Source organism: Bacillus sp. CGMCC 1.60114, assembly GCF_042676365.1.
GTDB lineage: Bacteria > Bacillota > Bacilli > Bacillales > Bacillaceae_G > Bacillus_A > Bacillus_A rhizoplanae_A.
Genome location: NZ_JBHTHG010000014.1, coordinates 86,050 through 99,944, shown reverse-complemented (window position 1 = coordinate 99,944; position 13,895 = coordinate 86,050). Strand labels below are relative to the sequence as shown.

At 32.8% G+C, this 13,895-nt stretch carries 15 protein-coding genes and 2 pseudogenes; 4 read left to right on the top strand and 13 right to left on the bottom strand.

The window, feature by feature from the left end; translation table 11 throughout:
* Positions 1-7 precede the first annotated feature (7 nt).
* The 9 genes and pseudogenes from ACFQZ1_RS08195 to ACFQZ1_RS08155 all read right to left on the bottom strand — a co-directional run bounded on the left by ACFQZ1_RS08195 (position 8) and on the right by ACFQZ1_RS08155 (position 9,021).
* Positions 8-943 (bottom strand): ABC transporter ATP-binding protein, encoded by a 936-nt coding sequence (locus tag ACFQZ1_RS08195; protein WP_377881633.1) that lies wholly within the window; start codon positions 941-943, stop codon positions 8-10.
* A 133-nt stretch (positions 944-1,076) separates the two neighbouring features.
* Positions 1,077-2,180 (bottom strand): sensor histidine kinase, encoded by a 1,104-nt coding sequence (locus tag ACFQZ1_RS08190; protein ID WP_377881632.1) that lies wholly within the window; start codon positions 2,178-2,180, stop codon positions 1,077-1,079.
* Positions 2,181-2,184: 4 nt separating this feature from the next.
* On the bottom strand, positions 2,185-2,823 hold the full coding sequence (locus ACFQZ1_RS08185) for a response regulator (RefSeq protein ID WP_377881683.1): 639 nt from the start codon (positions 2,821-2,823) through the stop codon (positions 2,185-2,187).
* A gap of 421 nt (positions 2,824-3,244) precedes the next feature.
* Positions 3,245-4,132 (bottom strand): Vgb family protein, encoded by an 888-nt coding sequence (locus tag ACFQZ1_RS08180; RefSeq protein ID WP_377881631.1) that lies wholly within the window; start codon positions 4,130-4,132, stop codon positions 3,245-3,247.
* A gap of 266 nt (positions 4,133-4,398) precedes the next feature.
* Positions 4,399-5,646 (bottom strand): DUF445 domain-containing protein, encoded by a 1,248-nt coding sequence (locus tag ACFQZ1_RS08175; protein WP_377881630.1) that lies wholly within the window; start codon positions 5,644-5,646, stop codon positions 4,399-4,401.
* 197 nt (positions 5,647-5,843) lie between these two features.
* Positions 5,844-6,482, bottom strand: a pseudogene (locus ACFQZ1_RS08170) (potassium-transporting ATPase subunit KdpA); the annotation flags it as partial.
* 17 nt (positions 6,483-6,499) lie between these two features.
* Entirely contained in the window at positions 6,500-7,948 is a 1,449-nt protein-coding gene (locus ACFQZ1_RS08165; protein ID WP_377881629.1) for a recombinase family protein, read from the bottom strand.
* 71 nt (positions 7,949-8,019) lie between these two features.
* A complete protein-coding gene (locus ACFQZ1_RS08160) occupies positions 8,020-8,880 on the bottom strand; it encodes a helix-turn-helix domain-containing protein (protein ID WP_377881628.1) in 861 nt (286 codons plus the stop codon).
* 18 nt (positions 8,881-8,898) lie between these two features.
* Positions 8,899-9,021 (bottom strand): DUF3961 domain-containing protein, encoded by a 123-nt coding sequence (locus ACFQZ1_RS08155; protein ID WP_377881627.1) that lies wholly within the window; start codon positions 9,019-9,021, stop codon positions 8,899-8,901.
* Positions 9,022-9,176: 155 nt separating this feature from the next.
* Here ACFQZ1_RS08155 and ACFQZ1_RS08150 point away from each other — a divergent pair, with 155 nt between their 5' ends.
* Positions 9,177-9,413 (top strand): helix-turn-helix domain-containing protein, encoded by a 237-nt coding sequence (locus tag ACFQZ1_RS08150; protein WP_377881626.1) that lies wholly within the window; start codon positions 9,177-9,179, stop codon positions 9,411-9,413.
* A 23-nt stretch (positions 9,414-9,436) separates the two neighbouring features.
* Here the strand turns inward: ACFQZ1_RS08150 and ACFQZ1_RS08145 are convergent.
* A pseudogene (locus ACFQZ1_RS08145) lies at positions 9,437-9,673 on the bottom strand (replication-relaxation family protein); the annotation flags it as partial.
* Between the two features lie 245 nt (positions 9,674-9,918).
* On the opposite strand from ACFQZ1_RS08145, the gene ACFQZ1_RS08140 reads away from it, so the two are divergent.
* The 3 genes from ACFQZ1_RS08140 to ACFQZ1_RS08130 are packed head-to-tail and all read left to right on the top strand — an operon-like array spanning position 9,919 to position 11,985.
* Positions 9,919-10,695, top strand: a complete 777-nt coding sequence (locus tag ACFQZ1_RS08140) for an FRG domain-containing protein (RefSeq protein WP_377881625.1) — start codon at positions 9,919-9,921, stop codon at positions 10,693-10,695.
* 13 nt (positions 10,696-10,708) lie between these two features.
* Complete coding sequence (locus tag ACFQZ1_RS08135) at positions 10,709-11,581, top strand: ParA family protein (RefSeq protein ID WP_377881624.1); 873 nt, start codon at positions 10,709-10,711, stop codon at positions 11,579-11,581.
* Between the two features lie 17 nt (positions 11,582-11,598).
* Positions 11,599-11,985, top strand: a complete 387-nt coding sequence (locus ACFQZ1_RS08130) for a hypothetical protein (RefSeq protein WP_377881623.1) — start codon at positions 11,599-11,601, stop codon at positions 11,983-11,985.
* 171 nt (positions 11,986-12,156) lie between these two features.
* Here the strand turns inward: ACFQZ1_RS08130 and ACFQZ1_RS08125 are convergent, their stop codons facing one another.
* The 3 genes from ACFQZ1_RS08125 to ACFQZ1_RS08115 all read right to left on the bottom strand — a co-directional run bounded on the left by ACFQZ1_RS08125 (position 12,157) and on the right by ACFQZ1_RS08115 (position 13,806).
* A complete protein-coding gene (locus ACFQZ1_RS08125; protein WP_377881622.1) occupies positions 12,157-12,984 on the bottom strand; it encodes a M15 family metallopeptidase in 828 nt (275 codons plus the stop codon).
* A complete protein-coding gene (locus ACFQZ1_RS08120; RefSeq protein WP_377881621.1) occupies positions 12,984-13,190 on the bottom strand; it encodes a hypothetical protein in 207 nt (68 codons plus the stop codon). Before ACFQZ1_RS08120 ends, ACFQZ1_RS08125 begins: the two co-directional genes overlap by 1 nt.
* 73 nt (positions 13,191-13,263) lie before the next feature.
* Positions 13,264-13,806 (bottom strand): NUMOD4 motif-containing HNH endonuclease, encoded by a 543-nt coding sequence (locus ACFQZ1_RS08115; protein ID WP_377881620.1) that lies wholly within the window; start codon positions 13,804-13,806, stop codon positions 13,264-13,266.
* Between the last annotated feature and the right edge of the window lie 89 nt (positions 13,807-13,895).

Below are 13,895 nucleotides of genomic sequence, written 5' to 3'. Positions count from 1 at the left end.
AATCTTGTTAGTCTCGTAATTTTCTCCCCGTTAACGTCAGAAACACTGTTTCTAAGTTGGGTGCCTGTTCTTCTACTGATCGTATTTCTATATCATGACTAATAAAATATTGAATAATTTTATTTAAATTGTTCACTCCTGTATCGGAATTCACTTTAATTACGTTTTCTTCTATTTGAACAGCTTTAACCCCGCTAATTTCTTTTAGTTGGTTCACATCCATATTTTCAAGTGATTTTACTTCAATCCAAATATCTTTCGTATCAGTAATAATCGCTTTTAACTGTTCTTTCGTTCCTTCCGCAATAATCTTTCCGTGATCAACAATCGCAATTTTCGTACAAATCTCTTCTACTTCCTCCATATAGTGACTTGTATAAATGATCGTGCTACCCATTTCATTTAATTTTCGTACGGACTGGAGAATGTAGTTTCTTGACTGTGGATCAATCCCTACTGTCGGCTCATCCATAATAATTAATTTCGGACGATGCGCAATCGCACAAGCAATGTTGAGTCTTCGTTTCATTCCACCAGAAAAATTTTTCGGATAGCTTTTATACTTATCACTGAGGCCTACAAACTGGAGCGCTTCTTCTACTCTCGCTTTCAATTCAGCTCCTCGTAATCCATATAATCCCGCAAAGAATTTTACATTTTCATAGGCGGTTAACTCCTCGTAAATTGCTATATCTTGTGGGACAATACCGATGTTCATTTTTGCAAATCGGTTATGCTTCTTACTATTTTTCCCCAATATATTAATCTCACCTTCGTTACTTCTTAGCAATCCAGCAATCATATTAATTGTTGTACTTTTACCAGCACCATTTGAACCTAAAAATCCAAATATTTCTCCTTGTGCGACAGATAAAGACATATTATCAACTGCGATGAAATCACCAAATTTTTTCGTTAAGTTTTTTATTTCTAATGCGTTCATCATTTCACCCCTATTTCGGTTTCTCTGCTGTTATTATAAACAAAAAGAATGAACCTGCTCAGTGCAGAAGTTCATTCTTTTCACATGAGAATATTCACTTTTTTTCTGTGAGATCATTCATCTTATCTATTCCTTACTGTATCGGCAATAACATTGTTACCGAAAAACCATTTGTACCATCTACAATAATCGTTCCGTTAATCGATGCAGTACGTTCTTCCATGCCGATAATGCCAAGTCCTTTTTTTACTTGAGGTACACCTTTTCCGTTATCTTTCACTTGCACCTTCACAACAGTATTGAGAACATGTATATCGATTGAAATAACAGTTGCCTCTGCATATTTCATAGCATTCGTTAATGCTTCCGTTACATTTTCTCCAATGATTTTCCATTGAATTGGAGTAATAATATCCAAATTCCCTTTGTATAAAAACGAAATTTTCATATCATGTTTCGCCGCAAATTCATCTATGAATAATTTCATACGATGAATGCCAATTTGTTCAGTTGGTGGTTTCATATTCTTTAACGTAATTCTAATGCTTTCAATTCCATCTTTGGAAATATAAATGGCATTTTGAAGCAACTCTGCTGCTTTCTCCTTGTCGGTATCCATCAACCTTTTTGCCGCTTCCATTTGAATTAAGGCACCTGTCATAGAATGACCAATTTTATCATGAATTTCTTGGGATAATCGATTTCGTTCTTCTAGTTTAAATGTGTATTCAGATTGTCTGATGTATGCTTTATTTTCATTCAGATTTTTGGTGAGCCTTTGCATATCTTTCCGCATCATGTCATTTTGTGTTTCAAATTTTAATAACCTTTCCGTATATAGCTTTGCCATTGTGAAAATAACAAAACTAAATGTAGCGATTAAACCGTATGTCATACGTATATTTTCCTCAACAAACACAACCGGAAGAAGCATAATAAAAAACATCAGCCATTTTTCATATATGTAATAAGAAGTAAATTCATATAAGTTCAGGGGTAAAAATAAAAGTAATAACGGATGAATCTGTCCATATGAAACGACTGTACTGACAATTGATACAAATATAATCACTTTCTTCGCTGCTTCTTTTTTCAAAATATAAATCGTAACATTTATACAAAGATACAGAAGTAAAGCAAATACAATCCATGGTAGATTCGTAACGTTGGAATGAACATAACTGAACACAATATATAGGAAAACTATAAGCTTACTAATAATGATCCAAAACTCCATATTTCTAATCCACTGTTCCCGTTAAATAATAAATTGCGATTTGCGTACGATGCTCAAGCTCCGTTTTACTAAGAATTGACGTGATATAGTTTGCAATCGTTCCTTCTGATATAAAAAGCTGTTTTGAAATCTCTTTATTCGAAAAACCTTTTGCAATAAGAGCAATAATACTAAGTTCTCTTTCTGTAAAAAGACTCTTATCTATTTTCAGCTCTTCTTCTTTATTTTCTTGTAAGTTTGATTTAATTTTATCGAGGACTACATCTTGCATCACAGTATGTCCGTGATAAACACTTTTTATTGCATCTCGGATTCGCTCTGGATCATTATTTTTTAATAAATAACCTTTTGCCCCATTTTTCACTGCATCTAAAATGTATTCGTCATCATCAAATGTTGTTAAAATGAGCGGCTTTGTTTTTGTTTGTTCACAAATTAATTTCGTTGCTTCCACACCGTTCATATTTGGCATACGTACATCCAAAAGGACAATATCAACATCATATTTTTTGCAATACTCTAGAGCTTCTTGACCATCATTTACCGTTATTAACACTTCAAATTCCTCGTATGTACTTAAAATGATTTTCATGCCTTCTCTAATAAAAGAATTATCATCAGCTATTATCACTTTTATTTTCATAGTTATTAGTATAGGTGTTACCTTACTAACATTCACATCCTTTCAATATACAATTTTACTATTCTTCATTACATATTTCTTTAATCTATATAAATGCCAATTGAAAAACCGATAAAGATCTTTCTTTTTAGGTGGTAGGGAAGCCCTGACCATGCATAGAAGCGGTCAGGGCTCCCCTACCACATACAAGAGTTAAAATAAAAGGAGAAAACAAGTGCAGGTCCTGTTTTGTTCTGCATAACAGCGACTTATATGTTAGAAAATCAAAATGGATTTATATATTCATATCTTTATACGTGATATCTTCCATTTTACATCCTACTCTTCAGATACAGAGAAAATTTTTTCTTATCCTATTAAATTCACTTTTCTGGTACTCTTATTACTGCAATATTCATAGATTATTTAGAATCACACAGTTTTATAAACAAATTAACTGACCGATCTGATTACATTCTTCTGCAAACCATATCGCTCCGTCTGGCCCTAGTACAATCCCATGCGGTTCAGAGTTTTCCGTAGGAATTTGATATTCCGTAATTTCTCCATTCACCGTAATTCGTCCAATTTGATTACTTCCCCACTCAGTAAACCAAAGTGCTCCATCTCTCCCTGCAACAATAGCATGTGGCCTAGCGTTTATAGTTGGGATAGGATACTCAATAATTTGACCAGATGGAGTAATTCTCCCTATATTATTTCCGTTTATTTCTACAAACCATAGGGCACCATCAGGTCCATTCGTAATACCTACTGGAGCAGAATTCATTGTAGGTATAGAATACTCAGTAATTTGACCAGATGTAGTAATTCTTCCTATTTTATTGCTTTGATTCTCCGTAAACCAAAGCGCTCCGTCTGGTCCTGATACGATAAATGACGGAAAAGATTCCGAATTAGGTAATGTATACTCGGTAATCTCACCTAACAGCGAAATTCTCCCAATTTTATTACCTGTAAGTTCCGTAAACCAAATTGCTCCATCAGGTCCTTCCGTTATTCCATAAGGGGCTGATTTTGTAGTAGGTAGCATATATTCAGAAACCTCACCTTGCGTTGTAATCCTTCCAATCTTATCACTCTTATATTCTGTAAACCATAGATTCCCATTCGTCCCAGATACTATACATGAAAGCCCCGCATCTGATGTAGGAACGAAGAATTCTTGTATTTCACCGGTTACAGTCATTCTTCCTATTCTATTTCCCTTATGTTCCGTAAACCAAAGAGCTCTATCAACACCTACCGTAATTCCATATGGACCTGATTCAGCAGTAGGAAGACGATATTCATTAAATCTTATTTGCATTGTACTAAAACCTCCTTTTTGTTGACGCATGTACTTATCATATGAAAACAAATATTGTAAGTATTTCCGTGAATACAATTCATATCCCTTCATTAACTTAGAAGAAAAAACTATAAAAAAATTGCACTCAATAAAACATTGAAGACAAAACGCCATAAAAAAACCTTTCACGGCTACATTTCAAGCTGTGAAAGGTTTTAATTCCTATCTTTTCTATGTAGGAATATGATATATATTTTTCCTTATCACTATTCAAATTGTTTTTATTATATAACCGCTTTTAAGCCTTCCAAAACCAATCCAATCATAAATCCGCAAACAGCGCCATTTACACGAATCCACTGCAAATCTTTTCCTACGTTATTTTCAATCATCTCAATAAGTGTTTTATCATCTAATTTATCTAAATTTTCCTGTACGAGTTTTCCGATTTTAGAATGATTGCTTTCAACGACGTTTACAATTTGTTTTTGTAGCCAATCTTCCATACGTTGAACTGTTGCTGCATCTTCTTTTATTTTATTCATTTGTGTTGTCAGAAACGGCAGAAGATATTTGTCCATAAACTCATCTTTTTGAATAAAATCTATAAGTTTTTGCTTTGTTTGCTCCAGAAATTCTGTTATCTTCTCAGCTGCCTCCCAATTCACAATCCAATTTTCTTTCCAATTCTCCAGTTCTTTTAATACCGCTTCATTCTCCTTAATATGTAGGATTTCTTGGCGAATTTTCTTCAATAGGGCTTGTCTCGTGCTATTATCAACGTTTTGCAAACTACTAACATTATTAATAATAAACTTTTGCAGAATGCTACCAACCTTTTCTTCATCGACAATACTCATAAAGGATTTAAGCGTAAACTGTAAGAAACCATCTACTTTTATATTTTCCAGCGCCTTCATACCTAAACTACCAAGTTGATATCGTGCTGCATCTTGCGCTGTCCATTCTTTTGCTTTGACCAACAGATAATCTAACGCCTTTTCATCATATTCTTGTGTAACTATTTGATCGACAAGTACTTGAAGAATATTACCTACGTTAATTGTATGTAAATACGTTTTTAATTCTTTTTCCAAAACAATAGCTAACTGTTTTGTATTCACTTGCAGAATCGCCTTTTCAGCAATTGTAACAATCCCTTTCTTTAACGCATCAGAATGCAGCTCTTTTTCCGCAATATGTAATACCATTGCAGCCAACTTCATTTCTTTTATTTTATCGGTAATACTTTCCTTCGTAAGCCAATCATTTTCCAGCGTGGAAACAAGTCCTTTCGTAACCCGTTTCCGATTTTTGGGCAATAGAGCTGTATGCGGGATCGGTATCCCCATCGGATGACGAAACAGTGCTGTAACTGCAAACCAATCCGCGAGTCCCCCTACTAAACCAGCTTCAAATCCACCTTGTATAATATTCCCTGCTATCGTTCCTTGAAACGGCATTGTTACAGCAAAACCAACTCCCATTACCCCAAGTGAAATTCCTGCTAAATATTTTGACTGTAATGACATTGTATTTCCACATCCTCTTATTATGTAAAGTAAACTTTTCAATTTGTAAATTCATTGAATCATTTAGACCTTTATGTATAGATTCCAAATTTTCTTCAACAAAAGCATATATATATACTATAATAAACCACATTAAAAATAACAAAGAAATTCATAACAAAAACGAGAGACTTATATGCCTCTCTCGTTTTACAACTTTATAATATTGTTAAAAATTCAGCAATTGGCCCCAGTACAAGCACTGGTAAAAACGTTAACGCACCTATAATAAATATCGTACCAAGTAAGATTCCTCCAAACAAGCGATTGTCAGTTTGGAACGTGCTAATAGTTTCGGGTACAGTTTTTTTCTTTTTCAGTCCAACTGCGACGGCAAGCATCGTAATGATACTGAAATAACGGCCAATATACATAACGATTCCTGTTGAAATATTCCAAAATGGTGTATTATCATTTAACCCTTCAAATCCAGAGCCATTATTTACAGCAGACGATGTATATTCATATATGACTTGTGTTAGACCGTGAAAACTTGGATTCGAAATTGCATCTGTTCCGAAATGTGTTGAAAAGGCAATTGCTGCGGCTCCAAGAATGAGTAACGGCTGAGACACAATCGTAATAGCAACTAATTTCATCTCTTTTCCTTCTAATTTTTTATTAAGAAACTCCGGTGTACGTCCTATCATTAAACTAGCTAAAAATACTGCAATCATCGCATACATGATTACATTCATAAATCCAACTCCAATCCCGCCAAATACAGTTCCTAGAAGCATATTTACAAGCGGAACCATTCCACCAATTGGCGTTAACGTATCATGTGTTATTTGTACTAATAACTAGAAAATACCTAAATATCAAATGTATACTCTATATCAAGTCTACCGTTCTCATGTAAGATCATACGATTGATTAATTTTTTAAAAGCTGCATGTAAATCCTGTTCTTCATGTAAAAGATTGAATGCATTTTTAAACTGATGTTGTTCTTCAATTTGTGATTTAATATCACTTAATTTCATTATTTGTAATTCTTTGTCCTTTATTTCATTTTCAAATTTAATATCACGTTTTGAAAATGCTTCTTTGTCTATTAATCCGTCGATGTACAGTTCTATAAGCTTTTCTTTTTTTTCCTGTAATTGCCTTATGTCCTTCTTGAGATTTTTTATTTTTTCTTGCTGCTTGTCCATTTTTTGTGGATTTAATTGAGATTCTATTTCTAATTCCTTTTCTTTTAACCTCATAATAGTTCTTTCACGAATTTGATAATATTGTATTGGCTTATGATTTACGCACGTGCCATATCTTTTATGTTTGGCACATTTCATGTATACCCATTCTTTTTTTTCGCCTCTGCTAAACTTCCCTGAATATACTGCTCGAATGGCTCCTCCACAATGCGCGCAAAATATAATACTTCGAAATTCGTTACGCTTATCAACTTTCGTTTTTTCCGGTTTAGGTTTACCTATATTATTTACTCGATCCCATTGTTCTTTAGAAATAATTGCTGGATGATGGTCTTCTAAAATAGTCCATTTCTCTGGTGGAGTTTGTATTCGTTTTTTTCTACCATCAATTTTTACAGTACTATAACGATTCATAATGTGTTGACCTTTATACAATGAGTTCACTATTGTTGCTTTTATTGTGGGTTTAGACCACAGATTTCCTGTTTTGGTTCTATGCCCTTGATCATTTAAATAATTGCTAATCGTTTTATAACCATTTCCTTCTTCATATAAGTCAAATATTTTTTTTACAATTTCGGATTCTTCTTTATTAATGACTAGCTTTTTATCAATCCTATCATAGCCAAATGGAATATTACCTGTATATTCCCCCCTACGAACTTTTGCTGCTAATGCTGCTGAAATTGAAACAGAAATTGTTTTAGGCATTTGAGAAGCAAACATCGCATACATTTCAAATTTCATATCATTTTTACCTTCGTACAAACTATCGTAATTTTCTTCTATTGTCACAAGTCTAATACCATGTCCAAGAAGTATCTCTTTAATCTTTAATGCATCTCCAAGGTCACGTGCCAACCGATGAATTGATTTGAAAACTACCATATCTAATTCCTTTTTTCTAGCCTTTTCTAGAATAAGTTGCATTGCATGACGCTCTAGCCACGCTGTACCTGAAATACCATCATCAAAATATATAGCATTTGCATTCCATTCGAATCCATTCTTCTCTAACCAGTACCTACAAATATCAATCTGGTTTTCTACAGATGATTCTTGTTCATCTTTGTCTGTAGAAACACGAACATATACTGCATATTTCAATTTAATCACCAACCTTACAACAATTTGATGATTAAATTATACGAAATGGCTCACTAATGGACAATTTTTATTTAGTCATCTAACCAATTATATAGTGTATTACATTCTTTTCTTCGCTCTATAACAAACCTGGATTCCACTATGCGGTAAAAATATCCTTCAAAAGTGTTATGAATTCGTTTGGCTTTTTCTGCAAATACAGTTTCTTTAAATGCTTGAACAGCATGTTCAATTACATCTGCAATCGGTTTGTCTAACTTGGATCGTTTATAGGCAACTAATACCCGGCCATACAATTTGTATATCTTTTCTGCTGAATTGAAAAATGGGGCAACAGCTGCTTTAAATTTCCGTGGTACATTTTCTGGTGTGAATGTTCCGTCTAAGTCTTCAAGTTTAACTTCTTCATAATCCCCTGTGGACTGTTCTCTTACGTTTAATTCGTTTTTTAATTCTTCTAGAGGGTGTGATTCAACAAGCTCAGCTTCCTCTTCCGCTTTCGGCTCTGAAACCTTTGATTCTGTAGATGTTTCACCATCTTGCCGCTGTGACATTTCCGGTAGGACATCCGGTAGGACACTATTATTTTTTTGAAGAACATATACATTGTGGCCGTTTCCACCTTTTAATTTCCCTTCCGTTCTAACCGTTTTGTGACGCATTACAACCATGTACTCCTCTAATATTTTCAGTACACGCCTTACAGTACGATCACTAATTCCTAATGCTTCTGCAATTGTTGAAACTTTTAGGAAAGAAACACCTGGAATTTTACAAGAATGCCTTGCTAAAAACTTTAATACTTTAATAGCTGATTCCGATAATTCATGTGTATGCTTGTACAAAAAATAACGAATCGTTTCATTCATTTCTTCCACAGATGTAAATGACTGCAGCTTTTTATACTGTGAATAGCTCGCTGTGCTTAGCATTGTATCTATCTCCTTTCTTTACAAGATGTAAGCAATAAACATATCTATCAAAAATAATATTGTTGATACTGAGAAGAAACCATAAAACCATACACAATCTGACTTACTTTCTAATCCAAAGTAATCATTTAATTGTTGCATTGCCGATCTCCTTTCAACTTTTAATGTTCAACTATTTAAGTTGAATTATACAACCTTAAAAGTTAAACTTCAATAGTTGAACATAAATAGTTTCACTATTTCTAAAAATGGTGTACAATAGAAAACAAGATAATAGGTATATCGGAGGAATCTATATGGAATTTACACTTGGTCAATCTTTAGAAGATCTAGGGATATCCAAAAATAAATTATCCGTAGAAGCGAAAGTAAGATCGAATACAGTTGGGGATTTAGTTAATGGTGATGCGAGTTCTATACGATTCGATACTTTAGAAGCAATTCTTGACGCTTTAAATAATATTGCTAAAGAAAAAGGCATCGATAAGACTTACGTAATTGATGATGTAATAAAATACACAAAAAAGAGCTGACATGAATCCAGCTCTTTTTTTCTTTATTGAAATTCCGGTACAACGTATGTTTTCATATACACATTATACTTCATTGCAAATTGTTCCAAAATTTTCTTTCTATACTCTGTAACCGTAAAAAAATTAATGATAGGTACTCTCCCGTTGTATTTACTTTTATAATACCTCGTAAATTCACCATATCTATTCAACTTTTCACTGTTTATGTTCATCATCTGCTTGCGATCTATCTCTACAGCATTTAATATTCCATCATCATCTTAAATTTTAACAATCAAATGTAAAGTAGATTTAAAATTAGAGTTATATTTTATCTATAAACAAACCTTATTAACTTCCAATCATATGAGTCTCTCATCATTTTGCTTAATGTATAACTAAAAATAAAATTATTATATCTTACTATTTTAGAAAAAGTATTTTAAGTGGAAAGTTTTTCTTGTAATATTATTATGAAGTAATAACATAGCCTAAAATGTTTTATAAACCATTGGAGGAATGCTTTTTGCAAGATATTATTAATCAAGTAAGAGAAATCTCAAAGCAACATCAGACTTTATGGTTCAGAGGACATACATCTTCTTCTTACAAACTTAACAGCGGCCTATATCGAATAAGTAAAGAACCTGATAAGATAGCAACCGCTGAAAATAATATTTACAATGCTTTCTTAAACTTAGGAGATTTTTTCACTGGACAGTTTCATGAACATAAAGAATGGAACACATTATTTATGATGCAGCATTATGGTTTATACACTCGCCTTCTTGACTGGACTTCTAGTTTTGTTACAGCATTATATTTTGCAAATTTAAACAGAAAACAAGATGATAATGCTTGCATATGGGTTCTTGATCCCATTGAATTAAATAAAAGATGCCATAATCTATACGAAAGACAAATAGATACTGCCTACGATTCAATAGGATTAATTACGATAGATACCCTTCCAAAAAGAATTCAGAACTATACAAGTTATTTTAATGAACATATGCACATCAAATCTTTTGCCATGATGCCAAGAAGAAGTAATGATAGGTTGATTTCTCAAAATGGATATTTTACTGTTCAAGGTACTGATGGCATTCCTTTGGAAGAAGAGTATCAACAGTATTTAAATCAATGTATATACAAGATTGATTTACCTCCTAATACATATGATGAATCTATGGAATACCTAAAATTCAATGGAATCAATTATTATTCTATTTACGGCGGAATTGATGGTTTATGTAAATATATAAAAGAAGAACTCTTGCAAATAAAATTAGAAAATATATAAGGGGTAATGTAACATGGCCATAATTTCATTTATGAATATGAAGGGTGGAGTTGGCAAAACTACGCTTTGCGTAAATATAGCTAATACGCTAGCAACCCACTTTAAAAAAAAGGTATTGATTATTGATTTGGATCCTCAATTTAATGCTAGTCAATATATTTTACGAGTAGTCCATGGAGAAAATCATACCAATGTATATGAACAACAAAGAACAGCCGGAAAGACTATTTATCATTTATATGCTAAACCACAAACGCCTTCATCAACTCCAAATGAAGAAGTTAATAGTATCTTTAACTCAAAAAGAATAGATGATAGCCATTTAAAAAGAGACTACTCAACTAATGTGAAAGAAAATCTAGATATTCTACTAGGTGATATAAAATTAATCGAGTTACAAATCACCCAAAAATCAGGTATAGAGAAAGTACTCGAACGATATATAGATTTAAACAATTTACGAGATAAATATGAATATATCTTAATTGATAGTCCACCTACCTATTCTTTTTTCTTTATTAGTTCTTATCTAAGTTGTGATACCTATGTTTTACCAGTTAAACCTGATTATCTATCCTCTACAGGTATTGCATTGTTAGGTAGAGCTGAAGAATCGATTATTGATACTCATGGCAGAAAGGTCAATCCTTTAGGTATCATTTATACCTTAATTGATCCTAGAAATAATTTACATGTACCTGTAAAGGAAAATATAGGTGAAAGAATTGGAGAACAGAATATTTTCCAAACCGAAATGCGCTATTTAAAAGCAGTTCCTGAAGGATTAAACGAAAAAAGATTCATGCTTGATATTCAGGATAATGATATATCTAAAGAAATTATCTCCTTGACAGAAGAATTTATTGCGAGATTAAATAGTATATAAATAAAGGGGGGATTGAAATGAATAAACAAGATGAAAAATTAATTAAAACATTTTTATACGAAATTGAAAATTTAACTGAGACAAATATTGAATTATTTTGGATTCTACCACCCCTTCTATATTCTAAAAAAACATTAAAAAATCGCAAAGATGTTGAAAACTTTGTAGTTAATGTATTAGATATGAAACTTAGTAACTATGTTTTTAAATCAAGATCAATTTTAGTAGGAAGAGTGCTTAGAAATATTCATAAAATGGATCTCGAAACCTCTGTAAAATTAAGAAATAATCTTATATATTTTTTCAGAGAAAAGGTAGATAATACAGAAAAAAATCTCGAAAAATCTAATTCTAATGATGCCTTTTTCAGTGATTGGGCTCAAATTTTAGAAAAAAAGGAATAATTTACGTCTCATTATAAAGCAATGTAAACACAACCTTTTCATCTGAAAAGGTTGTGTTTACATTTTAAAATTTATTTTCCTATCTTTTCTTTCCTTTTTTAATATCTTTCTAAAAAACAAACGATCCCGACCCCATCTTTCTTGACTTGAGTAAAGGAAACTAGTTGTTTATTACTTGATATTAAAATGTTCTTCTGAAACCCATCGATTTTGACCAATATCAATATATCCATCTTTACGTGCATAAATCCCATATGGTACTGAACCGTCAACTTTTCCAGTATAATTCCCGTTTGGTGCGTCATATGTGTTGATGCCATATCCCACTGGGTATTTAGAATAAGCATAAAACCACTGTACATCGAAATGCTCTTGTTTCGCCCACTGTTGCCAGCCTAAACAAAGCCTGTTTTCATTTCCGCCTTTCCAATAACCTTCAAGGATTAGATACGGTGTTTTATCTGTAATTTTGCCTGTATACCAACCATCCACAGGCTTACTGTAATAATTCACGCCCCAACCTTCAGGGTATTTTGAAGTAGCTATACCGATTCCTTGAGTTTGAAGTGGTTTATCTTGTGATTGCTCTACACTTATATCACCACTGCCAACTATATCTGTTCCATAGCCGCTATAGTTGTATTGCAAATGAGGGCTATCGCAAAATCCTTTCCAGTCTCCACCCCATTCGAATCCGATTTGTTTTGCATATTGAATAGCGCTATACCAAGGTTGTTTCCAGTATCCATTCCAATCTTCTTTCCCAGTAGAAGTGATTGGTACAAAATCAAGCGCTTGTCCCACAAGATGATAACTTTTCATTGTTTGAGAGGCACCACTTGCTACATTTTGTTTTTGTTTCTCGTAGCTGCGTAGTGTTTCATAAATGAGAACTTCCACGCCATTATCAAGACAATGTTGATACCACTGCTTCGCTTTTTGGCGGGTGTGTGGAGCAAGTTTTTCCAAGTTTTCCATATTACGAGTATGATATCTCATTATTCAACATCTCCTTTTGGATTTTCTTCGTGATCTGACCAAATACCAAGTGCAATACCTAACAAGTAAACTGCTTGCTGCACTTTTTCTAAATCACCTTCAAAACCTTTAACACCAAAAACAGGTAACATTAATCCAATGCATGAAAAAACCGCAACCCATGTTTTCCAGTTGCGGAATCGTTTTGTAATATTTTGTTTGTTCATATTTAATTCGTCTCCTTTTCTAGGTTATCGAGGCGTTAAAATAAAAAAACTATCCGAAAATGGATAGTTCGTTTTAATAATTCCAATTTTTTCTCAAGACTACTAAATTAATCGTTGAAACAGATACGCCAAACTTTCTTGCTAATGCTCCTCCGCCAAACTTTCTATCATATGGAATATAGTGTTTTCTAATATATTCTATATCTTCCTTTCTTAATTTCGCTGACGGGTTACTCTCACCTTTAACTCTTAATAATTGTTTGTCTCTAGCATGTCTCAAATTTTCTTTATGTGTGCACCATTCCAAGTTATCAATACAATTATTGGATTTGTTACCATCAATGTGATTAACAAAATTCTTACCTTCTTCTTTTGGAATAAATGCTTCTGCCACTAAACGGTGGACATAATGATGTTTTGCATCACTCAAATTTACATATTTATACCCGTTAATATGGTCAATTAATTTTAAAACCTTACTTCTTTTTCTAACTTTGATTATTTTCTCATCTCGTTTTCTATCAAAAACCCCTGCGATAGTTCTTGTATTCCCAAAATTAGATACTTCATATTTTTCTTCGAAATTTTTAATCGGTTTCCAAATTTCCCTGTCCAAATATATCCTCTCCTTATTAATATTATACCAGTAACTACATGTAGTTACTGGTAATTAATGGATGTTATATAATTAATTTGAGGTGATAT

Bases quoted from the DNA above. Each gene is read 5' to 3' on its own strand.
- ACFQZ1_RS08175 (WP_377881630.1), bottom strand. From the start codon at position 5,646: ATGTCATTACAGTCAAAATATTTAGCAGGAATTTCACTTGGGGTAATG.
- ACFQZ1_RS08155 (WP_377881627.1), bottom strand. From the start codon at position 9,021: ATGCAACAATTAAATGATTACTTTGGATTAGAAAGTAAGTCAGATTGT.
- ACFQZ1_RS08125 (WP_377881622.1), bottom strand. From the start codon at position 12,984: ATGAGATATCATACTCGTAATATGGAAAACTTGGAAAAACTTGCTCCA.
- ACFQZ1_RS08180 (WP_377881631.1), bottom strand. From the start codon at position 4,132: ATGCAAATAAGATTTAATGAATATCGTCTTCCTACTGCTGAATCAGGT.
- ACFQZ1_RS08195 (WP_377881633.1), bottom strand. From the start codon at position 943: ATGAACGCATTAGAAATAAAAAACTTAACGAAAAAATTTGGTGATTTC.
- ACFQZ1_RS08190 (WP_377881632.1), bottom strand. From the start codon at position 2,180: ATGGAGTTTTGGATCATTATTAGTAAGCTTATAGTTTTCCTATATATT.
- ACFQZ1_RS08130 (WP_377881623.1), top strand. From the start codon at position 11,599: ATGAATAAACAAGATGAAAAATTAATTAAAACATTTTTATACGAAATT.
- ACFQZ1_RS08150 (WP_377881626.1), top strand. From the start codon at position 9,177: ATGGAATTTACACTTGGTCAATCTTTAGAAGATCTAGGGATATCCAAA.
- ACFQZ1_RS08160 (WP_377881628.1), bottom strand. From the start codon at position 8,880: ATGCTAAGCACAGCGAGCTATTCACAGTATAAAAAGCTGCAGTCATTT.
- ACFQZ1_RS08120 (WP_377881621.1), bottom strand. From the start codon at position 13,190: ATGAACAAACAAAATATTACAAAACGATTCCGCAACTGGAAAACATGG.
- ACFQZ1_RS08185 (WP_377881683.1), bottom strand. From the start codon at position 2,823: ATGAAAATAAAAGTGATAATAGCTGATGATAATTCTTTTATTAGAGAA.
- ACFQZ1_RS08135 (WP_377881624.1), top strand. From the start codon at position 10,709: ATGGCCATAATTTCATTTATGAATATGAAGGGTGGAGTTGGCAAAACT.